Here is a 22,963-nt window from a genome sequence, read left to right as displayed (position 1 = left end):
TGCTCAGGGAACGGAGCGCGCTGACAGCCGCTCGTGGCGTCGCGGACGAAGGAAGTGAGGAACCGCCTTCATGGGGCGACGGCTCGTACCGCTCACGCTGGACAACCTTCCGGACCTTCCCAAGCGTTGCCGCACGTGTGTCTTCTGGGAGCTGGACCCGGTCAGCGGCCAAGCCGCGGTAAAGGCAGGCACCCCGGAGCTGGAGAAGGAGGCGTGGATCTCCGCGGTCCTGCTGGAGTGGGGGTCCTGCGGACGCGTGGTCTATGTGGACGATGTGCCAGTGGGCTTCGTGCTCTACGCGCCGCCTGCGTATGTGCCGCGCTCCACCGCCTTCCCCACGAGCCCCGTCTCGCCGGACGCCGTGCAGCTCATGACGGCCTGGATCATGCCGGGCTATCAGGGGCAGGGTCTGGGCCGTGTCATCGTGCAGACCGTCGCGAAGGATCTGCTGCGGCGAGGGTTCAAGGCCATCGAGGCGTTCGGCGACGCCCGCTGGGAGAAGCCCGCCTGTGTTCTGCCGGCCGACCATCTGCTGGCGGTGGGCTTCAAGACGGTCCGCCCGCACCCCGCCTATCCCCGGCTGCGACTGGAGCTGCGGACGACCCTCTCCTGGAAGGAAGACGTCGAGCTCGCCCTCGACCGGCTCCTGGGGGCGGTCCAGAAGGAACCGGCGCTGCGGCCGCTGTAAGAGCTGCCGAAACGCCGAATGGGCCAACCCCCGCGAGGGTTGGCCCATTCGTGTTTCACGTGAAACATCGCTCGCCGCCGTAGCGGCGCGCGGGGACTACTCGGAGATGAAGTCCTCCAGGTCGCGCTCGAGGGCGGCCTTCGGCTTGGCACCGACGATGGTCTTGGTGACCTCGCCGTTCTGGTAGACGTTCAGCGTCGGGATCGACATGACGCCGTACTTGGCGGCGGTGGCGGGGTTCTGGTCGATGTTGAGCTTGACGATCTCGATCTTGTCGCCGTGCTCGGCGGCGATGGCCTCGAGGGACGGCGCGATCTGGCGGCACGGGCCGCACCATTCGGCCCAGAAGTCGACCAGTACGGGCTTGTCGCTCTTGAGCACGTCCTGCTCGAAGGAGTCGTCAGTAACGTGCTTCACGGTTCCGGCCACGGTGGGCTCCTATCTTGGTGGTGCGGTGAGGCTGGTGGGGGCAGTGGGTCAGACGGTGGCAGCAGCGGCAGCGGTCTCGGTGTCCACGGCGGCAGCGAGGAAACGCTCGGCGTCGAGAGCGGCGGAGCAGCCCGTGCCGGCCGCCGTGATCGCCTGGCGGTACGTGTGGTCGACGACGTCACCGGCGGCGAAGACGCCCGGCACGTTCGTGCGGGTCGACGGCGCGTCGACCTTCAGGTAACCCTCGTCGTCCAGCACCAACTGGCCCTTGAAGAGCTCGGTGCGCGGGTCGTGGCCGATCGCGATGAACAGACCGGTCACCGGCAGCTCCGAGGTCTCACCCGTCTTGATGTTGCGCAGGGTGAGTCCGGAGAGCTTCTGGTCGCCCTGGATCTCGGCGACCTCACTGTCCCAGATGAACTTGATCTTCGGGTCGGCGAAGGCGCGCTCCTGCATGGCCTTCGAGGCGCGCAGGCTGTCGCGGCGGTGGACCACGGTCACGGACTTGGCGAACCGGGAGAGGAAGGTGGCCTCCTCCATCGCCGTGTCACCGCCGCCGATCACCGCGATGTCCTGGTCCTTGAAGAAGAACCCGTCGCACGTGGCGCACCAGGAGACGCCGCGTCCGGAGAGGGCGTCCTCCCGCGGCAGGCCCAGCTTGCGGTGCTGCGAGCCCGTCGTGACGATGACCGTCTTCGCGCGGTGCACCGTTCCCGCCGTGTCCGTGACCGTCTTGATCTCCCCGGTGAGGTCCACGGAGACCACGTCGTCGGGGACGAGCTCGGCGCCGAAACGCTCGGCCTGAGCGCGCATGTTGTCCATGAGGTCGGGGCCCATGATGCCGTCCCGGAAGCCCGGGAAGTTCTCCACATCGGTGGTGTTCATCAGCGCGCCGCCCGCGGTGACGGCGCCCTCGAACACCAAGGGCTTCAGCGAGGCGCGCGCGGTGTAGAGCGCCGCCGTGTAGCCGGCGGGCCCGGAGCCGATGATGATCACGTTACGGACGTCGGTCACGGCTTGATTCCTCGTCTCTGGGGACTGCTGCGTACTGCCGGTGAGTGCCTGTCTCAGGACTCTCACCCCACCCAACGGATCCTACGGGGCGAGCATTCCCAACGTGTCCGAGCACACGGAAGCGGCACGTGCCCAGGTGCGGGAGATCAGCGACGGCCCCAGAACCTCACGGCCGGGCGTAGGACTCTGTGAGCAGCACCTTGCCGGTGGCGTCGGGCGCCGCGGAGGCGTCCACGCAGGTGCCGTCGACGACATACGCGGAGACCTTCGCACTGTCGGAGTCGTGCGGCACGACCACCAGGTAAGCGATCTTCCCCTCGTACGTGCCCTTGTCGGCAGCCAGCGGCGTACGGCCGCCGAGGCCCTTCTCGACGCAGGCCGGTACCTCGGTGTAGCTCTCGCCGCGCATCTTGGAGCCCTTTGAGGGTCCCTCCCCCGGGCTGGACCGCACGTCGTAGGACGGCTTCGAGGACCCGCCGTCCGTGCCGGCTGCCGCCTGCTCCCCGGCGAGGAGGTCGGAGACTTGGCCTCCGAGCTTGCCCTTCGCGAACGTGCTGTCGTTCCCCGTCGACGCCGAGTTGGAGGACTCCTTCGAGTCACTGCTCCAGGGCTGGATGAGCAACGTGCCCAGGCCGAGGGCGGCCGCGGTGAAGACGGCGCCGAGTACGGCCGTACGACGGCGGTTGCGCAGACGGCTGCTGCGGCCCGGGCCGGTGGCCGCGCGCGGGTGCCCGGCGGGGCCGCGGGCGTCGGAGTTGTGCGTGGCTCCTGCTGATGAGGCTCCCGAAGCGGAGGCCGCAGCGGTCGGCGTGGCCGAGGTCGCGGTCGATGTTTCACGTGAAACATGCGCGGCAGGCTCCACGACGGTTTCACGGCGGGAGGCAGCAGCGGCAGCGTCGTCGTCTGCCGATCCGTCTGTGAACCCCTCTGCGGATCCGTCTGTGGCAGGAGCTGTGGCGGCGGCTGTGGGCTCTGCCGCGGCCGCGGCGACGACAGCCGTCGCGTCCAGCAGCGCCTCCGCCGCGAGGGCCGCGTCGATGCGCTCCGCGACATCGGTGGGCATCCTCGGCGGCCCCGGCAGTGTGCCGAGCATGCCGCGGATCTCTTCGAGGGATTCGTAGACGTCGGTACAGAGAGGGCAGTCGTCCAGGTGCCGGCGCACATCGAGCGTGCGGGACGGGGAGAGCAGGCCCTCGGTGAGGTCGGAGATCTCGGAGACGTCCGGGTGCCCAGCCGAGTCTGTCGTCGTGGTCACGCTCGCCCACCTCCGCCCTTCACTGCCGCTGAGTCGCTGGGTCCCGCATCCGCAGGAGGCCCCGCGTCCTGAGGTTCCGCTGCCGGTGGGACGGTTGTCCCCTGCGTCCGGTTCCGTCCCGGAGCAGAGTTTCTGGTGTCGTCCCGGCCACTCCCGCTGCCACCGCCGCCCTCGCGTCGAGGCGGCGCCTCCGTCCGCAGATGCGTGAGGAGGGGCAGGAGCCTGGCTCTGCCGCGTGCGCAGCGGCTCTTCACGGTGCCGGTCGGGATGTCGAGCACCCGGGCTGCCTCGGCCACGGGATAGCCCTGCATGTCCACCAGGACGAGGCAGGCCCGCTGGTCGGCCGGAAGGGTGCCGAGCGCCTCCAGGAGCTCCCGGTGCAGATCCCCGCGTTCGACGGGCGCCGCAGCCGACTCGTGCGGTTCGAGGAGCTGTTCCAGGCGTTCCGTGTCGTCGACGGGGGAGGTCTTCCGGGACGCCACCTTGCGCGCTCGGTCGAGACAGGCGTTCACGGTGATGCGGTGCAGCCAGGTCGTCACGGCGGACTGGCCGCGGAAGGTGTGCGCGGCGCGGTAGGCGGACACCAGGGCGTCCTGGACGGCGTCCGCCGCCTCCTCGCGGTCTCCCAGCGTGCGCAGGGCCACCGCCCACAGCCGGTCGCGGTGACGGCGGACGATCTCACCGAAGGCGTCCTTGTCGCCGTCGACATGGCGGGTCAGAAGGTCGTGGTCGCTCAGCTCTCCGAGCTCGGTGCCGTCCACCGTGGAACCCCCTCCCCTCGCCCCTGGCGTCCGCCGGACCGGTCAGCCCTTGAACTTCACGTCCGTGATGCCCTGCTTGAAACCCTGGCTGTAGTAACCGTCCGTGCCGGACTTCGGTACGTGCGTCATCCAGAGAAGCACGTACTGCGTCTTGACCGGCTTGTCGGACTTGATCTTCAGGTTGACGCCGGTGGTCGTGGCGTCACCGATCTTCTTCATTGAGCTGACCGGCCCGGACGGCGACATCGAGTCGGCCGCGTACAGCGCCGCCTTCGTGTCGGCGCCCGGGTACCTGAGGGCGATCGACGCAGCCGAGACGTTCTTCGCGGAGCCGAGGTTGTAGACGATGCCGACGCCTGAGCGGTACGGGGCCAGCCGAGGGCCGTCCACGTACGACTTGGTACGCCAGAGCGTAGAGGTGTCGCCGTCGTACGTCTTCGGGACGTTCTCCGGGTCCTGGGCCTTGCCGCCGAGCAGAGACTCCTGGGCGTCCTGGACGGCGATCGGCTTCGGCGGCTTCGGCTGGTTCTTGTCGTCGCCGTCCGTCGTCTTCGACGTACCGGAGTCACCGTTCTTGTTCTGGTCCATCAGGGCGTCCGCGAGCTGCCAGCTGCCCAGGCCGAGCGCGGCGATGAGCAGCGCGGAGACGGCCCACTTGAGGGCCCTGCCGGTGCGGCTCTGCAGCGGGGGCGGCGGTGTCGGAACGGGCTGCGTGGCCCCGGGGGGCTGCGAGCCGCGGCCGTAGTTGCCCTGCTGGTAGGTCGTGCGCTGGTACTCCGGCGGCGCCGTGAAGGCGGGCTCCGGGGGACGGATGCGGGGCAGCTCGGCGATCGCCTTCACCAGGTCGTCCGGCGTGGTGCACGCGGGTTCCTGGCGGGACGCCGTCGCGCCGTCGTTGACGAGTGCGCGCATGGCGAGCTCGGACAGGCCGCGGTGCACCCCGGCACGGACCTGGTCCGGCGGGAGCAGACCGACGCCCTTGGGCAGGCCGGACAGGCCGTAGGCGTCGTTGTCGTACGGCCAGCGCTGGGTCAGCGAGGCGTACAGGAGGGCGCCGATCGCCTCGGTGTCGGCGCGCTGGGGGGTCTCGGAGCTGATGCCGCGCAGCGCGGCGTTCACCGCGAGGCCGCGGATGCGGTACTGGCCCGACGACGTGCGCAGGACGGCGCTCGGGGTGAGCCGCAGATGCGCGAGGCCCTCGCGGTGGGCGGCGGCCATGGCCTGGCCGACCTGGCCGACGAGCTGGTAGGCGTCGTGGGCCTCGAGCGGTCCCGCCGCGAGCAGCGCGGTCAGTTCCGTGGCGTCCGGCAGCCACTCGTGCACGACGTAGACGAGGTCGTTCTCCTCGACCGCGTCCAGGACCTGGACGAACCGGGGGTCGCCGAGCAGCGCCGCGGAGCGGGCCGCGGCGAGCACCGAGCGGGCGCGGGGATGGTCGGCCGGGAGCAGGTGCACACCCACGGCCCGGCGGAGTTTCTCGTCCACGGCACGCCAGCTGCTGAAACCGTCCAGACGGGTGACGCACTCCTCGAGACGATAGCGTCTGGCGAGTTTGTGGCCGCTGTGCAGTTCCGGGGGCGTCGTCGCCCCGGGCGGACTGGTGGGTTCATTCGTCTTGGCTGTGCCGTCGTCCGCCGTGTCCCGCTCCCGGGTCTGGGCCACCCCGTCGGCCGTGGACTGCTCCGCCTGCGCGGTCAGCGGCTTGTCGCCGCTGTTGTCTGCCACGTCGACGGCAGCCGTGCTCCGTTCCGCCACCGTCGTTCCTGCCTCCCCATCCGTTGCGCTTCGTCAGACGCCAAAGCCAATTGTGCCCACAGTCCAGCGCTATGCACGACACGCGGTGGCCGACGATGGTTGTGCGGACTCCTTCACATCAGCGCCCGAGTCGTCCGCGCACCATACCGACCAGCGAGTTCAGCTCCTGGATCCGCATGCGTCGCGCGGCCACGAAGAAGACCCCGAAGAGCACCGCACAGCCGACGACCAGCGCTGCCAGCGAGCCGATGACACCCTGGCCGAGCGCCTTCGTGATCGCGTACCCGATCCCGGCGCCGAGAATCGCCCCCGGTGCGGACGCCAGCGCGAGGCGGGCGTACGTACGGATCACGTTCGCGCCGTCCAGGTCGCCCCCCAGCCGCTTGCGCAGCCGCTGCCAGGCGACGCCCACGCCGATCGCGTAGGCGGCGCCGTACGAGAGCGCCATGCCCGCCACGGCCCAGCGCGCGGGCAGTACCAGGTAGCAGACCCCGGAGGCGGCGGCGTTGAAGGCGGCCACGACGACCGTGTTGTAGAAGGGGGTGCGGGTGTCCTCGTACGCGTAGAAGGCGCGCAGGACGACGTACTGCACCGAGTACGGGATGAGGCCGAGGCCGAAGGCCATCAGCATGTAGCCCATGCGGGTCGCGGCGTTGACGCCGGACGAGCCGAACATCAGCGTGCACATCGGGATGCCGAGCGCGAGGAAGCTGAAGGCGATCGGCACGATCGCGACGGCCGAGGTGCGCAGGCCCTGGGAGATGTCGTCGCGGACGGCCCCGGTGTCGCCCTCGTGGGCCGAGCGGGACAGCCTCGGCAGCAGGGCGGCCATCAGGGAGACCGTGATGATGGCCTGCGGGAGGCCCCAGATGAGCTGGGCGTTGGCGTAGGCGGAGAAGCCCGTGCCGTCCATGCCGGAGTGCTTGACCGCCGCGGTGCCGAGCTGGGTCACGACGATCGCGCCCGCCTGGTTGGCGAGGACGAAGAGCATCGTCCACTTGGCCAGCTTGGCGGCCTTGCCGAGGCCCTGGCCCTTCCAGTCGAAGCGCAGACGCAGCTTGAAGCCGGTCTCGCGCAGGTAGGGGAACATCGCGAGCGACTGGACGACGAGCCCGAGCAGAACGCCGGCGCCGAGCAGGCGCACCCCGTCGTCGGGGATCGAGGTGACGCGCATCCCGGACTTCTCGGAGGTGCCGTACACCCACAGGAACATGCCGAGCGTCGCGATGATGACGATGTTGTTGAGGACCGGGGTCCACATCATCGCGCCGAACTTCCCGCGCGCGTTGAGGATCTGCCCCATCACGACGTGGATGCCCATGAAGAAGATCGAGGGCAGGAAGTAGCGGACGAAGGTGACGGCGACTTCGTTGGCGTCCGGGTCGCTGGCGACCGGCGTGGAGAGCGCGTGGACCAGCAGCGGCGCCGCCAGCCAGCCGAGCACGGTGAGGATGCCCAGCGCCACCATGACGAGCGTCAGGAGCCGGTTGGCGTACGCCTGGCCGCCGTCCGCGTCGTTCTTCTGGGCGCGCACGAGCTGCGGCACGAACACCGAGTTGAGGCCGCCGCCGACGGTGAGGATGTAGATCATCGTCGGCAGCTGGTAGGCGACCGTGAAGGTGTCGCCGAGGAGGCCGATGCCCAGGGCGGAGACGATCATTGCCGAGCGGACGAAGCCGGTGAGGCGGGACACCATCGTGCCCGCGGCCATCACCGCGCTCGACTTCAGCAGGCTGGCCGCGCGGCCGCCGGACTTCCCCGCGGGCGTCGCCGGTGCGGGCGTGGAGGGCTTGGCGGGCGCCGGGACGGCCGGAGGCGCCGATGGCTCCGGCTCTGTCGGCGGGCGTGCACTGTCGTACTGCGGGTCCTGGTAGTAGCCGCCCTGGTTGGGGTCCGGGTACTGACTGGGGTCCTGGTAGTAGCCGCCGGCCTGCTGCGCGGCGTACGGCGTGCCCTGCTGTGCGTACTGGGCGTGGTGCTGGTCGCCGTAGGCGGCGTCGTTCTGCGGGTACGCGTACGGCGCGCCCTGCTGATCGGGGTATGCGGCCCCGGGCTGCTGCTGGGCGGCGTATCCGGCGGCGTGCTGCTGGCCGTATTGGTCGTATTGGCCGTGCTGGTCGGCGTACCCGGCGCCCGGCTGCTGAGGGTCCGCGTAGGGCGCCTGGCCGGGCTGCTGCTGGTACGGGTACGCGCCGCCGCCCTGCTGGTCCTGGTACCCGGCGGCGGGCTGTCCCTGGTGGTCGGCGGCGTGCCGGCCTTGATGCCCGGCGCCCTGGGCGGGCTGCCCGCCCTGGTACTCCGAGGGCTGCTGGCCCTGGTACCCGCCGTGCTGCTGGCCTTCGTACCCGGATGCCTGCTGGGCGCGCGGGTCGGGGGCCTGCTGGTTGCCGTAGCCGCCCGCCCGCGGGTCCTGGTAGCCGGCCTGCTGGTCCCGGAAGAGGTGGGCGAAGGCGTCCGGCTGGTGCCGCTCCTCGCCGGCCTGGGTGACGAGGTCGTCCACGCCCACGTACTGCGTCGTGCGCGGGTCGTCGCCGTACGGGAGATGCCGGGTCGGGCCCTCCGGCTCCGGGGGCGGGGTCTGGGCCCAGACGCGGGGGTCCGGCTGGTACTGCGACGAGGGCGGCTGGGCGTAGAGCTGCTGCGGGTCGGGGTAGCTGCCGGGGGGCGGCGGGGGGTGCGCCGCGCGGTCGTAGAGCGCCTCGGCCACCGGATCCTGGGCCGAGAGGTCCTGAGCCCGGTAGGGGTCCTGGGCGTACGCGTCCTGGAGGTAGGCGTCCGGCGCGTGCTGCGGCGGCACCTGACCGTCCTCAGGGGTGCCGGGAGGCGGGCCCCCGGCCGCGCCGGAGCTGCCCGTGCCCTCGCCGCGCTCACCGTCGTACGGCGCGTTCATGGTTTACCCCACCTCATGGTCCCCGGGCCCACCGGCCACGACATCGCTCAACGGTCCACTCTCTCACCCGGGTGCGACGGCTCGGTGCTTTCGGGAGCGGTGTCCGGTGTCGGGTCACTCGGCTGCTCGGGATCGTCCGCGCCCGGGTCGGGGCCGGGGGCGGGGTCAGGGGCGGCGTCGGAGTCCTCGTCGGGGCCGCCGTCCGGGCCAGCCTCCGCCCGCTGGCGGGCCGCGCGCTTGCGCTGGGTGTACATGCGGAACCCGGCGAGGACGAGGAGCAGGACGCCGCCGCCGATGACCAGCATCACCGTGGAGGTGAACTCGGTGACGTTGACGTCGAAGCGGACCTCGGAGCCGTAGGGCTGCCCGTCCTCGGTGTAGAGCTGGGCGGAGACCGTGACGGGGCCGTTGGCGTTGGCCGTGGTGGTGAACTTCACGGACTGGGTGTGACCGCCGCCGGTGATCTTGACCGGCAGCTCCTCGTAGAGGCCGTCGCCGACCTTCAGGCGGGTGGGGTTGGTCGACGTCAGGCGCAGGACGAGGTGGTCGACGCCCTGGACCAGGTTGTTCTGCACCGTGACCGGGATGGTCGCGCTGCGACCCGAAAGCTTCACGTCGGACTTGTTGATCAACTTCACCTGTTCGGTGAGGCTGGTCAGATACCCCTGTACTCCCTTGCGGAAGGTCCCCGCCTCCGCCGGGCGGCCGCGCCACGACGTGGACATCTCGCGGTCCATCGCCCGGCCGAAGGGGGTGATGACGCGCTCCGGCGCGGAGAGGATCTCCTGGAAGCGGTCGAGCTTGCCCTGGGTGGCCTGGACCTCCAGGAACGCCGAGCGGGGCAGTTCCTGCCTGCGCAGGGACGCCGGGTAGGCGCCGACGGACGGGACCTGCGTGGTGGCGCCCGGGTCCGGCTTGGCCTTCGCGGCGGACGCCAGGTCCTGCGGCTGCGACCAGCGCTTGTCGTCGAGGGCGGTCAGCGCCTTGGCCATCGACTGGGCCTGGCTGGCGGTCGGCATGCGCTGCGGTGCGACCACGATGCTGCGCTGCTTGCCGGGATCCTGCAGCGTGACCATGAGGCTCTGGGCGAGGAACTCCTGGACGGCGAGCGTGGAGTTCTCGGCGCCCGTCATGTCGCCGCGGAAGGCGGTGGACAGGCGGGCGTCCGCGACCACCGCGGTCGTGCCGCCGCCGATGGGACGCGCCGCGCTGGGCGTGTACGGCAGCCCGCCCGTCTCGCGCAGGCTGTCGCTGCGGGCGATCACCGAGTGGGCGCCGGCCGAGGTGGCGACGTCGACGACCGACGGGTCGACGGCGCCCTCCGCGGGCCAGGCGAAGTCCGAGCTCGGCTTGACCATGAGGATGTCGTGCACGGCCTTGGCGCTGACTTCGGTGGCTTCCTTGAGGTGGCCGAGCGAGCCGGTGACGGACTTGCCGGTGTGGGCGAGCGAGGCGAGGTCGGGGTCGGCGAACGGCAACGCGACGACCTTCTTGCCCTTCACGGCCTTCTGGAGCTGGTTGAGCCACTGCTTCGCGACTGCCTGGTGCCTGCCCGGGACGGTCGTGCCGTCGGGGCCCTCGACGTCGTAGCTCGTCGTCATCGCCTCGACCGAGACCAGCAGGTCCGGATCCATGACCCAGGTGACGTCGAGCTGGCTGCCGAGCGTCAGGAGCTGCTGCAGGCGGCCGCCCGGCTGGAGCTCCTTGGCCAGGCTCTCGTCCTTGAAGAGCGGCGTCTGCTGCTCGTCCGAGCGCGTCCTCGCGGTGAGGTGCGTGGTGGAGACGAGCGGCCACAGGTAGGTGGTCTTGGTCTTCGTCGCGGCGGCCCCGTCCTGCCACGGCAGGAAGGTCCGCTCGATCCCGAGCACCTGGGGGAAGGGCTGGGCCGCGGTCTGGCCGGTGAGCGTGACGGCGAGCTGGTAGACGCCGTCCATGCCGAGGTCCAGGGCGCTCACGGGCACGGAGATGCTGAAGTCGTGCCGGACGCCAGGGGCGAGCCGGGAGATCTTCTGGACGTACTTTCCGCCGACCTCGCTGCCGTCGGCCCCCGGCTGGTACGCGGTGCGCTTCGCGGCGCTGTCGATCTCCGTACGGCCGCCGAGGGCGGTGCCCACGCGCAGGCCCACCTGGGCGTCGGTGACCGCCTGGCTGCCGTCGTTGGTGACCGTGCCCGACACGGTGACGGTGTCGCCCTCGCGCGGCGCGCTGGGCGTGAGCGCGTTCAGGGAGACATTCACGGTGCGGGAGCCGGTGGCGGCGGCTTTCGGGCGGGAGGCGGCCGTCTGCGCGCTCGTGGTGCCGGTGGCCGCACGCGTGGCGCTCGACGTGTTCGCCGTCACCTCTGGGGATGCCGTGTACGCGGACGCGCTCGCGGGCACGTGCAGCAGACCGGCCAGCAGGGGAGCCCCGGCCAGCAGTGTCGCTGTGCGCCGGAGCCACCGGCGGGCAGGTGAGGGGCTGGTCCCCGGGAAGTCTGCCGCCTCGGCCACGCGTTGCCCGTCCTCGTCGTCGTCAGGTGTGTCGGTGGTTGTCGTTCGCTGCGTCCACGCATGGTAACGAGGTGCGCGGGGGCTAAGTGCCGCGGACCGCTCCACAAGATCGCAACAACTGACTGCCGCGCCCGCGAGGGCCGTGGTGAGCGCCGTGAACGGCCCCGACCTACGCAGCGGAAATCCGGGCGGCCGCCCGCGGCCGGGGCACGTACCCTTTTCTGTTGTGCCGAACGCCAACGAAGACAATCCCCGTGCCCTGAGCCAGGCGCAGCACCGCGCCGTGAGCGAGCTGCTGCGCGTCTCCCCTGTCGCGGACGACCTCGCCCGCCGTTTCCAGGAGGCCGGGTTCTCGCTCGCCCTGGTCGGCGGATCGGTCCGGGACGCGCTCCTGGGCCGGCTCGGCAACGACCTGGACTTCACGACGGACGCCCGCCCCGAGGACGTACTGAAGATCGTCCGGCCGTGGGCGGACGCCGTGTGGGAGGTCGGGATCGCCTTCGGCACGGTGGGCTGCCAGAAGAACGCTCGTGTGGACGGCGCCGAGCAGTGCTTCCAGGTCGAGGTGACGACATATCGATCGGAGGCGTACGACAGGACCTCGCGCAAGCCCGAGGTGTCGTACGGCGACTCGATCGAGGATGACCTCGTCCGCCGCGACTTCACCGTGAACGCGATGGCCGTGGCGCTCCCGGAGAAGGACTTCATCGACCCGCACGGCGGCCTCGACGACCTGGCGGAGCGGGCCCTGCGGACGCCCGGCACCCCCGAGGAGTCCTTCTCGGACGACCCGCTGCGGATGATGCGCGCCGCCCGCTTCGCCGCGCAGCTCGACTTCGAGGTGGCCCCGGAGGTCGTCGCCGCGATGAAGGCGATGGCCGGGCGCATCGAGATCGTCTCCGCCGAGCGCGTCCGGGACGAGCTGAACAAGCTGATCCTGTCCCCGCACCCGGCCAAGGGTCTCGCGCTGCTCGTCGACACGGGCCTGGCCGACTACGTCCTGCCCGAGCTTCCGGCGCTGCGGCTTGAGCGCGACGAGCACCACCGGCACAAGGACGTCTACGACCACACTCTGATCGTCCTCGAGCAGGCGATGGCCCTGGAGACGGACGGCCCGGACCTGACGCTGCGGCTCGCCGCCCTGCTGCACGACATCGGCAAGCCGAAGACGCGTCGCTTCGAGAAGGACGGCCGGGTCTCCTTCCACCACCACGAAGTGGTCGGCGCGAAGATGACCAAGAAACGCATGACGGCCCTCAAGTACTCGAATGAGCTCATCAAGGACGTTTCACGCCTGGTCGAGCTGCACCTGCGCTTCCACGGATACGGCACGGGCGAGTGGACGGACTCGGCGGTACGCCGTTACGTGCGCGACGCGGGTCCCCTGCTCGACCGCCTGCACAAGCTGACCCGCTCCGACTGCACGACCCGCAACAAGCGCAAGGCCACCGCGCTCTCGCGCGCGTACGACGGCCTGGAGGAGCGCATCGCCCGCCTCCAGGAGCAGGAGGAGCTGGACTCCATCCGCCCCGACCTCGACGGCAACGAGATCATGCAGATCCTGGACGTGGGCTCCGGGCCGGTGATCGGCAAGGCGTACAAGTTCCTGCTTGAGCTGCGCCTGGAGAACGGACCGATGGAGCGGGACGCGGCGGTGGCGGCGCTCAAGGAGTGGTGGGCCGGAGAGCAGCCGGAGGGCTGAGGCGGAGGTTTGCGGAGCCCACCGCGCGGATTCGGGGAGCTGGCAACGCGAAGGGGCGCTGTGTTTCACGTGAAACACAGCGCCCCCTGGACGTACGCCGAGGGGCGATGTTTCACGTGAAACATCGCCCCTCGGTGCGTGCGGGATCGCTTACTTCAGCTTCTCCAAGCAGAGCGTGAAGTCGTCGCCGCCACCCGTCTCCCGGTACTGGGAGTACTTCCTGAGGTTGCAGGTTCCGCTGTCCTTCTTCTCCGCGACCTTGTACGCGGCCTTGGAGTCGCCGCAGTCCACGACCTTCAGGTCCGGGTCGGTGGCGCTCGTCGGGTTGCCGATGCTCATGCAGTCACCGACCGCGGCTGTGGACGGGGCGTCCTTGCTCGCGTACAGGGCGCCACCCACGATCAGGGCGACGACGACGGCCGCGCCGATGAATATGAACTTCTTCTTGCTCTTCTTGGGCGGAGTCATCGAGTCGGGGCCGCCCTGGTAGAAGGGCACACCCGGCTGCTGCGGAGCGCCCGGCTGGGGCGGGTACGGCGCGCCGCCGCCCTGGGGCTGGCCGTACGGCGCACCACCCTGCGGCTGACCGTAGGGCTGCTGGCCCTGGGCGAACGGGTTCTGGCCCTGGGGCGGCGGAGTGGACACGGGGATCCCCCTAGAAGAGAGCACAAGGCATGTGGGTTGGTTGCGCGGCGGCGCGAAATGACTCTCGTAAGTTATCCGGCCCTCGTGGCTGGAATGAAGCCAGACAAGGCTCTGTGGCACTGATGTGACACTTACTGGTCGTCAAACCTGGCCATAGCCACAGCAATCGCCGCGTAGATGACCGCCACCGTGACAACCAACGGGACCGATTTGCCGTCAGGGGGCAGCATCAGGGCCGCCACTCCTGCCGCGCCGACGAAGGCGACATTGAACAACACGTCGTACAGAGAGAAGATCCGGCCGCGGAAGCCGTCGTCCACGGCTGCTTGGACGACCGTGTCCGTGGCGATCTTCGCGCCCTGGGTGACCAGCCCCAGGACGAAGGCGGCGATGAGCATCGGTGCCGGCGCGAACGGCAGCCCCAAGGCGGGTTCGAGGACGGCCGCGGCCCCCGCGCAGACCATGAGCCAGCCGCGCGGACCGAATCGCCCGGCCGCCCACGGCGTCACCACGGCGGCCGCGAAGAACCCGGCACCGGATACCCCCACGGCGACCCCGAGCAGCGCGAGCCCGTCGTCCTCCGTCGACGCCCACGCGTACCGGCACAGCATGAGGACCATGACCGTGAGCGCGCCGAAGCAGAACCGCATCAACGTCATCGAGATCAGCGCGTGTGCGGCCGGCCGGCGCTCGGAGAGGTGGCGTACGCCCGCAAGGAGACCGCGTGCGGTCCCCGCGAGCGCCGTTCCCAGGCGCGGCTGCACCAACTCCGGCTCGGGCCCGAGCAGTTCCCGGGACATGCGCAGGGAGGCGAGCGCCGAGCACAGGTAGAGCGCGGCTCCCAGGAGAACGACCACGGCGTCCGAGTCCGCCGCCACGATGCGTACCGCGAAGGCGAGCCCGCCGCCCGCGGTGGCCGCGAGCGTTCCGGCGGTCGGGGAGAGGGAGTTGGCGATGACCAGCCGCTCGGCGTCCACGACGCGCGGCAGCGCCGCCGAGAGTCCGGCCAGGACGAAGCGGTTGACGGCGGTGACGCACAGCGCGGAGGCGTAGAAGAGCCAGTCCGGCGTCCCGCTGAGGATCAGCACGGCTGTCACGGAGGCGAGCGCGGCCCGCAGCACATTGCCGTAGAGGAGGACCTGGCGCCGCCGCCAGCGGTCGAGCAGGACGCCCGCGAACGGACCGACGAGGGAGTACGGCAGGAGCAGCACCGCCATGGCCGAGGCGATCGCGGCGGGGGAGGTCTCCTTCTCCGGTGAGAAGACGACGTACGCGGCGAGCGCCACCTGATAGACGCCGTCCGCGCCCTGGGACACAAGCCGTACGGCGAGCAGCCGCCGGAAGTCCCGCAGTCGCAGCAGAACGCGCAGGTCACCGACGACAGCCATGGGGCACAGCCTCACATACGAGCAGGGTCCCCGGGCACGTACGACCCGGGGACCCTCAACTGCCGAACGGAGCGGCCGACTCAGCGGCCGAGCCGATGGCCGGCTGGGCGGCGACTCAGCGCTCGACCTCGCCCTTGATGAACTTCTCGACGTTCTCGAAAGCCTCGTCGTCGAAGTACTGCACCGGCGGGGACTTCATGAAGTACGAGGACGCCGACAGGATCGGGCCGCCGATGCCGCGGTCCTTGGCGATCTTCGCGGCGCGCAGCGCGTCGATGATGACACCCGCGGAGTTCGGGGAGTCCCAGACCTCGAGCTTGTACTCCAGGTTCAGCGGGACGTCGCCGAAGGCGCGGCCCTCGAGGCGGACGTACGCCCACTTGCGGTCGTCGAGCCACGCGACGTAGTCCGACGGGCCGATGTGGACGTTCTTCTCGCCCAGCTCGCGGTCGGGGATCTGCGAGGTGACGGCCTGCGTCTTCGAGATCTTCTTGGACTCGAGGCGGTCGCGCTCGAGCATGTTCTTGAAGTCCATGTTGCCGCCGACGTTGAGCTGCATGGTGCGCTCAAGACGGACACCGCGGTCCTCGAACAGCTTCGCCATGACGCGGTGCGTGATGGTGGCGCCGACCTGGGACTTGATGTCGTCACCGACGATCGGCACGCCCGCCTCGGTGAACTTGTCCGCCCACTCCTTGGTGCCGGCGATGAAGACCGGGAGAGCGTTGACGAAGGCGACCTTGGCGTCGATGGCGCACTGGGCGTAGAACTTCGCCGCGTCCTCGGAACCGACCGGCAGGTAGCAGACCAGGACGTCGACCTGCTTGTCCTTGAGGATCTGGACGACGTCGACCGGGGCCTCGGCGGACTCCTCGATGGTCTCGCGGTAGTACTTGCCCAGGCCGTCGTGGGTGTGGCCGCGCTGGACGGTCACGCCGGTGTTCGGCACGTCGCAGATCTTGATGGTGTTGTTCTCGCTGGCGCCGATGGCGTCCGCGAGGTCGAGGCCCACCTTCTTCGCGTCGACGTCGAAGGCGGCGACGAACTCGACGTCACCGACGTGGTAGTCGCCGAACTGGACGTGCATCAGGCCCGGGACCTTGGTGTCCGGGTCGGCGTCCTTGTAGTACTCGACGCCCTGGACCAGCGAGGCGGCGCAGTTGCCCACGCCGACGATGGCTACGCGAACCGAACCCATTCCGGTTGCTCCCTGTGTGATCTCGGTATTCCGGATGAGACCCCGCGGAGTGCGGGGCCTCACTTGGTGGTGTCGTCGGACGCATCCGGCGGCGGGGTGCTGCCCCGCCGCCGGGGCAGGACGCCCGACTCCCCAGATGTGCTGTTCTGCTGAGCGGAGCCTTCGGGGGCGGACCGTTGCTGGTCGCGTCCCGCGCGCTCGCTCTCGATGAGCTCGTTCAGCCAGCGCACTTCGCGCTCCACGGACTCCATCCCGTGCCGCTGCAGCTCAAGCGTGTAGTCGTCGAGGCGCTCCCGGGTGCGGGCCAGGGAAGCGCGCATCTTCTCGAGGCGCTCCTCCAGGCGGCTGCGGCGGCCCTCGAGCACCCGCATCCGCACGTCCCGCGAGGTCTGCCCGAAGAAGGCGAAGCGGGCGGCGAAGTGCTCGTCCTCGTACGCATCGGGGCCGGTCTGCGAGAGCAGTTCCTCGAAGTGTTCCTTACCTTCCGCCGTCAGCCGATAGACGATCTTGGCGCGGCGTCCCGCCAGGGGAGCCGTCAGGGCCTCTCCGGTGGCGGCGCCCGATTCCTCGATCAACCAGCCGTTCGCGACCAGCGTCTTGAGGCACGGGTAGAGCGACCCGTAGCTGAAGGCGCGGAACACACCCAGTGAGGTGTTGAGCCGCTTGCGCAGCTCATAGCCGTGCATCGGGGACTCGCGGAGCAGACCGAGCACGGCGAACTCGAGGATGCCGGAGCGTCTGCTCATCGTCGCCTCCTGTCTGTCCCGATCTGTCGGCCGCGGCCCTTTATGCCGAGCTGATGTATCGGCTCGATACATCACGACGATAGAACGAGGTCACGCCTGGGACAAGAGGGGGCACGGTGAACGGCATCACATCACCGATTCGTAGGAAGTAACTTGCCTGTTTTGGGGTGAACTTCAGCTCTAAGAGGGTTTTGACGGTGCGTAGTCTGTGCGCCATGCATACCGCCGGGAACCAAGTGACGCGAGGTGGCGTCGTCGTCCCCGGTGCAGTGCGGACGAGTGCCGGAACGGGCCCGTCCGCATATCGGGGGGACCGGAAACCAGCCGCCGTTTCCAGGCGCGGAGATCCGCGCCTGCCCGAGGAGTAGTCGTTCGATGAGCGAGCACCGTCGCAAACCGCCGCAGCCGCAGGGCGGCGGACGCGCCGCGGCCAGGCGTGGCGCATCCGGCGCGCCGTCGGGACGTCGCGCAGCACCGCGTGGCGCCAATGGATCGCCGCCGGCGCCTCCGTCGCACGCGCCCGGCGCTGCCGAGGGCGAGGAGCGACCCTATGGCGGCCGTGCCGAGGCCCGGCGCGCCGCCCGCAACGGCTCCGTCGGTGGCGGCGGTGGTGGTGGCCGTCGCCGGGCGGTGGAGAGCGGCGCACGGGGACGCGGCAGAGGGCGTGGCAACGAGCCCGTCAAGAAGCGCTTCATCGACTACCCGCGCGCGGGCAAGCACGGGCCGAAGCGGTGGATCCCGTCGTGGCGTCTCATCACCGGCCTGTTCATCGGGTTCCTCGGGAGTCTGATGGCGGTCGCCGGTATCGCGTACGCCCTGGTGGAGGTGCCGGAGGTCGCGAAGGCGGCCAGGGCCCAGAACAACGTCTACTACTGGGCCGACGGCTCGCAGATGGTCGCGACCGGTGGTGAGACCAACCGGCAGATCATCAAGTACGCCGACATCCCGAAGGCGATGCGCAACGCCGTCATCTCGGCGGAGAACAAGACCTTCAACAAGGACAAGGGCGTCGACCCGATGGGTATCGCCCGCGCTTTCGTCAACATGGCGAAGGGCGGTCAGACCCAGGGCGGGTCGACCATCACGCAGCAGTACGTGAAGAACGCCCGCCTCGACGACCAGTCGCAGACGTTCACCCGTAAGTTCAAGGAACTGTTCATCTCCATAAAGGTCGGCCGGGAGGTGAGCAAGGAAGACATCATGGCGGGCTACCTGAACACCGCCTACTACGGCCGCAACGCGTACGGCATCCAGGCCGCCGCGCGTGCCTACTTCGGCAAGGACGCGGAGAAACTGGACCCGAGCGAGTGCGCTCTCCTCGCGACGGTCCTGAAGGGCGCCACGTACTACGACCCGGCCGGCTACCCCGAGATCGACTCCGCGGCCAGCCCCAAGGCCAACCGGGCGCGGGCCGAGAAGCGCTGGAGGTGGATCCTCGACGAGGAAGTCAAGGACGGCCGTCTGAGCGCCGAGACCCGCGCCAAGTACACCAAGTTCCCGAAGCTGGAGAGCCCGCGCTCCAACGTCAAGCTGAGCGGCCAGATCGGCTACCTGGTGTCGCTCGCCAAGGCGTACGTCATCAACAACACGGACATCACCGCGGGTCAGCTCGAACGGGGCGGCTACGAGATCCACACGACCTTCGACAAGAGGAAGGTCACGCAGCTCGAAGACGCGGTGGAGAAGGTCCGCAAGGCCAAGATCAAGCCCAAGCTGCGGCCGGACAAGGACACGCACGTCCAGTTCGGTGGTGCCTCCGTCAACCCGAAGACCGGGGCGATCGAGGCCATCTACGGCGGTGAGGACGCGACGAAGCACTTCACCAACAACGCGGACACCACCGGTGCCCAGGTCGGCTCGACGTACAAGCCCTTCGTGCTGGCGGCGGCCTTCAAGAACGGCATCCGCTCCAAGACGGGCGGCGAGGTCCAGCCTGACGGCCAGCGCACCGTGATCAACCCGAAGAGCCTGTACAGCGGCAAGAACAAGCTCAAGATCGAGAACTACGACGGCACGGTCTGGCAGGACAAGAACGGCAAGGAGTGGTTGCAGACCAACGACGGCAACCAGTCGTACAACCCGCCGACCTACAAGATCGACCTGCGTGAGGCGATGCGCGAGTCGGTCAACTCGGCCTACGTCCAGCTCGGCATGGACGTAGGACTCGACAAGGTGAAGCGGGCGGCGATGGACGCCGGCCTCAAGGACGACAAGTCCATGGCGGGCGCCACCTACCCGTCCTTCTCCCTGGGCACCTCGTCGCCGAGCGCGATCCGTATGGCCGGTGCGTACGCGACCTTCGCCGCCAGCGGCAAGCAGCGTGACCCGTACTCGGTCAAGGAGATCGAGAAGGAGGGCGAGACGGTCTACACCAAGGAGGTCCTGACCAAGAGCCCCTTCTCCCCCACGGTGGCGGACAACGTCACCGACGTCCTGCGGACCGTCGTCGACAAGGGCACCGGAAGCTCCGCGCAGCTCCCCGGCCGCCAGGTGGCGGGCAAGACCGGTACGACCGACGGCAACAAATCCGCCTGGTTCGTCGGCTACACCCCGCAGCTGTCGACGGCGATCAGCATGTACCGGCTCGACGACGACGAGAACAACACCAAGCGCGAGTTCTTGGAGATGTTCGGCACGGGTGGCGAGAAGAAGATCCACGGAGCCTCGTTCCCCGCGCGGATCTGGCAGGACTACATGGCGGAGGCGCTCCAAGGGAAGCCCGCTCTGAAGTTCCCGCTGCCGCAGCCGATCGGCGAGGTCGTCGGAGACGCCCCGCCGCCCTCCCCGACGCCGAGCAAGGAGCCCGAGCCGAGCGACTCCCCGTCGCCGACGCCGTCCGAGACCGAGTCCTCCCCGTCGCCGTCGCCGTCGGAGACCCCGGACCCGACCGAGACGTGCAATGTCTGGGACCCGAGGTGCGAAGACAACGGTGGCGCGGCGGACGGTGGAGCCGAGGACGGTGGTGCCAACGGTGATCCCGGTGGTGAGTCGCCACCACCCACTGGGGAGCCGAACGGCGGCAATGGCAACGGCGGCAGCAACGGCAACGACAACGGCGGAGGGCTCTTCGCCGGTCCGACCGGCTGAGCCGCGCTCCGCTCGTCGTTTCACGTGAAACGGCGTGTTTCACGTGAAACAAGGCCGCCGCACCGAGCGAGGGTGCGGCGGCCTCGCCGTGTCCTCAGGTTCTCGGGCACGTCCTCGGGAGTTCTTAGACCCGTACGGCAGGATGTGCGCCATGCCCAGCGCAGAGAAGATGCCCCCCACACGCGCGCATCAGTCCCCAACCGAAGAGGCGCCGCAGCCTGTGTTCCCCACGAAACAGGACGAGGTCGCCGCATCCGGCAGTGAGCTGATCGGCGGGCCGATCGGCCGCAGAGCCCTGCTGGCGACGACCCGGCTGACTCCCGTGCGCGTCATCGCCCTGGTCACCATCGGAATGTTCGCACTCGGCATGGTGCAGAAGGCGCCCTGCTACAACGGCGCCTGGTTCGTCGGAGCGAGCTCGCAGTACACACACGCCTGCTACTCCGACATCCCCCACCTGTACCAGGGGCGCGGCTTCGCCGACGGGCTTGTGCCGTACTTCGACAGGCTGCCCGACAACGTGGGCATGGAGTACCTCGAGTATCCGGTGCTGACTGGCCTGTTCATGCAGGTGGCCGCGTGGCTGACGCCGGACGGCGGGAGCATCCAGCACCAGGAGAAGTTCTACTGGATGGTCAATGCCGGGATGCTGATGGTCTGTGCCGTCGTCATCGCGGTCTGCGTGGCCCGCATCCACCGGCGCCGCCCCTGGGACGCCCTGCTCGTCGCCCTGGCCCCGGCCTTCGCGCTGACGGCCACCATCAACTGGGACCTGTTCGCGGTGGCCCTCACGGCCATGGCGATGCTGATGTGGTCGCGTGAGCGGCCGTTCGCCGCGGGCATCCTCATCGGCCTCGCTGCCGCCGCGAAGCTCTACCCGGCGTTGCTCCTCGGGCCGCTGCTCGTACTGTGCTGGCGGGCGGGGCGCTGGCGGGCCTTCTGGATGACCGCCACGAGCGCGCTGGGTGCTTGGCTGGTGGTGAATGTGCCGGTGATGGTCAGCCACGACGAGGCGGGCTTCCACATCCGGGAGGGATGGGCGAAGTTCTATACGTTCAGCCAGGAGCGCGGCGTCGACTTCGGCTCGTTCTGGCTGATCCTCTCCCAGCGCATGGACGACCCGCTGTCCACGGACACGGTGAACACGCTCGCGACCGCGCTGATGTTGCTCTGCTGCCTGGGGGTGGCCGCGCTCGGCCTCACCGCGCCGCGCCGCCCGCGATTCGCACAGTTGGCCTTCCTGGTGGTCGCCGCCTTCGTCCTCACCAACAAGGTCTACTCACCGCAGTACGTGCTGTGGCTGATTCCGCTCGCCGCGCTGGCCCGGCCGCGCTGGCGGGACTTCCTCATCTGGCAGGCGTGCGAGGTCGCGTACTTCCTGGGGATCTGGATGTACCTCGCGTTCACGACGAGCGGGGACGCGCACAAGGGGCTGCCCACCGAGGGCTATCAACTGGTCATCGCCGTGCACCTGTTGGGGACGCTGTACCTGTGCGCCGTGGTCGTACGCGACATCCTCATGCCGGAGCGGGACGTGGTGCGACGGACCGGGGAGGACGACCCCTCCGGCGGGGTCCTGGACGGCGCGTCGGACGCGTTCGTGCTCGGCCCGGCCGCGCATCCGCCGCGGCGAGCCGTGCAGGACGGGTCCGGCACGTACGTGACGTGGGGGACGGCGAGCGACGGTTCACTCTGAGCGAACACCCCCGACCTGGGGGGCAAGCCGAAGGGCCGGTACGCGCACGTGGTGCGTACCGGCCCTTCGGCTTATGACGGTGCTATCGCCTACAGGCGTACGACTCGTACGCCTCCGCAGGGCTCGGCTCAGCGGTCGACGATGCGGTCGAACTGCGTGGTCGTGTGCCGCAGATGGGCCACCAGTTCCTCGCCCACCTTCGGCTCGGGCGCGTCCGACGGTACGAAGAGCAGCGAGACCTGCATGTGCGGCGGCTCGGCGAACCAGCGCTGCTTGCCGCCCCAGACGAACGGCGACAGATTGCGGTTGACGGTCGCGAGGCCCGCGCGGGCCACGCCCTTCGCCCGCGGCATCATGCCGTGCAGCGCCTTCGGTGCCTCCAGGCCGACCCCGTGCGAGGTGCCGCCCGCGACGACGACCAGCCAGCCGTCGGACGCGGTCTTCTGCTGGCGGTAGCCGAAGCGGTCACCCTTCGCGACCTGCGTGACGTCCAGGATGGCGCCCCGGTACTCGGTCGCGTGGTGGTCGCCCAGCCAGAGCTGCGTACCGATCCGCGCGCGGAAGCGGGTCTGCGGGAACTGCTGCTGGAGGCGGACGAGTTCGCCGGCCTTCAGATGGCTGACGAACATCGTGTGCAGGGGCAGGCGGGCCGCGCGCAGCCGGTCCATCCAGCCGATGACCTCCTCGACGGCGTCCGAGCCGTCGGTGCGGTCCAGGGGCAGGTGGATCGCGAAGCCTTCGAGGCGTACGTCCTCGATGGCGGCGTGCAGATGGGGCAGGTCCTGCTCGCTGATGCCGTGCCGCTTCATCGAGGACATGACCTCGATGACGACGCGGGCGCCCACGAGACCGTGCACGCCGTCGAGCGACGACACGGAGCGGATGACGCGGTCGGGCAGCGGCACGGGCTCTTCGCCTCGCCGGAACGGAGTCAGGACCAGCAGATCACCGCTGAACCAGTCCTTGATCCGGGCGGCTTCGTAGGTCGTGCCGACGGCGAGCACGTCGGAGCCGAAGCGCGTGGCCTCCTCCGCGAGCCGCTCATGACCGAAGCCGTAGCCGTTGCCCTTGCAGACCGGGACGATGCCCGGGAACTGCTCCAGCATGTGCTTCTGATGTGCCCGCCAGCGCGCGGTGTCGACATAGAGCGTGAGCGCCATGGCTGGATCCCGGAACCTTTCTGGTGTCTGCGGTGTGACAGAGGTGTGGCAGGAGATGCG

The 22,963-nt window shown here is 69.7% G+C and carries 16 protein-coding genes; 4 read left to right on the top strand and 12 right to left on the bottom strand.

Going from position 1 to position 22,963, the window contains the following annotated elements; genetic code table 11:
• Positions 1 to 70: 70 nt before the first annotated feature.
• Complete coding sequence (locus STRAU_RS32410) at positions 71 to 688, top strand: GNAT family N-acetyltransferase (protein WP_016644647.1); 618 nt, start codon at positions 71 to 73, stop codon at positions 686 to 688.
• 96 nt (positions 689 to 784) lie between these two features.
• On the opposite strand, the gene trxA is transcribed toward STRAU_RS32410, so the two are convergent.
• The 7 genes from trxA to STRAU_RS32375 all read right to left on the bottom strand — a co-directional run bounded on the left by trxA (position 785) and on the right by STRAU_RS32375 (position 11,281).
• Positions 785 to 1,117, bottom strand: a complete 333-nt coding sequence (trxA, locus tag STRAU_RS32405) for a thioredoxin (RefSeq protein ID WP_016644646.1) — start codon at positions 1,115 to 1,117, stop codon at positions 785 to 787.
• A 48-nt stretch (positions 1,118 to 1,165) separates the two neighbouring features.
• The gene (trxB, locus tag STRAU_RS32400) at positions 1,166 to 2,131 is read right to left on the bottom strand and encodes a thioredoxin-disulfide reductase (protein WP_016644645.1); all 966 of its coding nucleotides are present in this window, start codon (positions 2,129 to 2,131) and stop codon (positions 1,166 to 1,168) included.
• Positions 2,132 to 2,297: 166 nt separating this feature from the next.
• Positions 2,298 to 3,386 (bottom strand): anti-sigma factor family protein, encoded by a 1,089-nt coding sequence (locus STRAU_RS32395; protein WP_016644644.1) that lies wholly within the window; start codon positions 3,384 to 3,386, stop codon positions 2,298 to 2,300.
• On the bottom strand, positions 3,383 to 4,147 hold the full coding sequence (gene sigM, locus STRAU_RS32390) for an RNA polymerase sigma factor SigM (protein ID WP_016644643.1): 765 nt from the start codon (positions 4,145 to 4,147) through the stop codon (positions 3,383 to 3,385). The genes STRAU_RS32395 and sigM overlap by 4 nt, the downstream gene beginning before the upstream one ends.
• Positions 4,148 to 4,189: 42 nt before the next feature.
• Entirely contained in the window at positions 4,190 to 5,902 is a 1,713-nt protein-coding gene (locus STRAU_RS32385; protein WP_016644642.1) for a protein kinase family protein, read from the bottom strand.
• Between the two features lie 118 nt (positions 5,903 to 6,020).
• Positions 6,021 to 8,792, bottom strand: a complete 2,772-nt coding sequence (gene murJ, locus STRAU_RS40900) for a murein biosynthesis integral membrane protein MurJ (RefSeq protein ID WP_016644641.1) — start codon at positions 8,790 to 8,792, stop codon at positions 6,021 to 6,023.
• A 47-nt stretch (positions 8,793 to 8,839) separates the two neighbouring features.
• Complete coding sequence (locus STRAU_RS32375) at positions 8,840 to 11,281, bottom strand: DUF6049 family protein (protein ID WP_016644640.1); 2,442 nt, start codon at positions 11,279 to 11,281, stop codon at positions 8,840 to 8,842.
• 226 nt (positions 11,282 to 11,507) lie between these two features.
• On the opposite strand from STRAU_RS32375, the gene STRAU_RS32370 reads away from it, so the two are divergent.
• The gene (locus STRAU_RS32370; protein WP_016644639.1) at positions 11,508 to 12,983 is read left to right on the top strand and encodes a CCA tRNA nucleotidyltransferase; all 1,476 of its coding nucleotides are present in this window, start codon (positions 11,508 to 11,510) and stop codon (positions 12,981 to 12,983) included.
• A gap of 150 nt (positions 12,984 to 13,133) precedes the next feature.
• On the opposite strand, the gene STRAU_RS32365 is transcribed toward STRAU_RS32370, so the two are convergent.
• The 4 genes from STRAU_RS32365 to STRAU_RS32350 form a co-directional block, all read right to left on the bottom strand.
• Positions 13,134 to 13,628: an LppU/SCO3897 family protein gene (locus tag STRAU_RS32365; protein ID WP_016644638.1), complete on the bottom strand. Its 495-nt coding sequence runs from the start codon at positions 13,626 to 13,628 to the stop codon at positions 13,134 to 13,136.
• 131 nt (positions 13,629 to 13,759) lie between these two features.
• Positions 13,760 to 15,016 (bottom strand): MFS transporter, encoded by a 1,257-nt coding sequence (locus STRAU_RS32360; RefSeq protein ID WP_016644637.1) that lies wholly within the window; start codon positions 15,014 to 15,016, stop codon positions 13,760 to 13,762.
• A gap of 115 nt (positions 15,017 to 15,131) precedes the next feature.
• Positions 15,132 to 16,214 carry an inositol-3-phosphate synthase gene (locus tag STRAU_RS32355; RefSeq protein WP_016644636.1) on the bottom strand — a complete coding sequence of 361 codons (1,083 nt, stop codon included), beginning with the start codon at positions 16,212 to 16,214 and terminating at the stop codon, positions 15,132 to 15,134.
• Between the two features lie 59 nt (positions 16,215 to 16,273).
• Positions 16,274 to 16,960, bottom strand: a complete 687-nt coding sequence (locus STRAU_RS32350; protein WP_016644635.1) for a PadR family transcriptional regulator — start codon at positions 16,958 to 16,960, stop codon at positions 16,274 to 16,276.
• A gap of 375 nt (positions 16,961 to 17,335) precedes the next feature.
• Between STRAU_RS32350 and STRAU_RS32345 the strand changes: the two genes are divergently transcribed.
• Positions 17,336 to 20,047 carry a transglycosylase domain-containing protein gene (locus tag STRAU_RS32345; RefSeq protein ID WP_078621668.1) on the top strand — a complete coding sequence of 904 codons (2,712 nt, stop codon included), beginning with the start codon at positions 17,336 to 17,338 and terminating at the stop codon, positions 20,045 to 20,047.
• 142 nt (positions 20,048 to 20,189) lie between these two features.
• Complete coding sequence (locus STRAU_RS32340) at positions 20,190 to 21,743, top strand: glycosyltransferase family 87 protein (RefSeq protein ID WP_078621666.1); 1,554 nt, start codon at positions 20,190 to 20,192, stop codon at positions 21,741 to 21,743.
• Between the two features lie 128 nt (positions 21,744 to 21,871).
• Here STRAU_RS32340 and STRAU_RS32335 read toward each other — a convergent pair whose 3' ends face one another.
• A complete protein-coding gene (locus tag STRAU_RS32335; protein ID WP_016644631.1) occupies positions 21,872 to 22,903 on the bottom strand; it encodes an alanine racemase in 1,032 nt (343 codons plus the stop codon).
• Positions 22,904 to 22,963 lie beyond the last annotated feature (60 nt).

The sequence above is a fragment of the Streptomyces aurantiacus JA 4570 genome, assembly GCF_000414115.1.
Taxonomy (GTDB): domain Bacteria; phylum Actinomycetota; class Actinomycetes; order Streptomycetales; family Streptomycetaceae; genus Streptomyces; species Streptomyces aurantiacus_A.
Note: the sequence above shows the minus strand (reverse complement) of the source record. Positions and strands in the feature narration are given on the sequence as shown.

Bases quoted from the DNA above. Each gene is read 5' to 3' on its own strand.
- STRAU_RS32410 (WP_016644647.1), top strand. From the start codon at position 71: ATGGGGCGACGGCTCGTACCGCTCACGCTGGACAACCTTCCGGACCTT.
- murJ (WP_016644641.1), bottom strand. From the start codon at position 8,792: ATGAACGCGCCGTACGACGGTGAGCGCGGCGAGGGCACGGGCAGCTCC.
- STRAU_RS32360 (WP_016644637.1), bottom strand. From the start codon at position 15,016: ATGGCTGTCGTCGGTGACCTGCGCGTTCTGCTGCGACTGCGGGACTTC.
- STRAU_RS32355 (WP_016644636.1), bottom strand. From the start codon at position 16,214: ATGGGTTCGGTTCGCGTAGCCATCGTCGGCGTGGGCAACTGCGCCGCC.
- STRAU_RS32350 (WP_016644635.1), bottom strand. From the start codon at position 16,960: ATGAGCAGACGCTCCGGCATCCTCGAGTTCGCCGTGCTCGGTCTGCTC.
- STRAU_RS32345 (WP_078621668.1), top strand. From the start codon at position 17,336: ATGAGCGAGCACCGTCGCAAACCGCCGCAGCCGCAGGGCGGCGGACGC.
- STRAU_RS32340 (WP_078621666.1), top strand. From the start codon at position 20,190: ATGTGCGCCATGCCCAGCGCAGAGAAGATGCCCCCCACACGCGCGCAT.
- STRAU_RS32335 (WP_016644631.1), bottom strand. From the start codon at position 22,903: ATGGCGCTCACGCTCTATGTCGACACCGCGCGCTGGCGGGCACATCAG.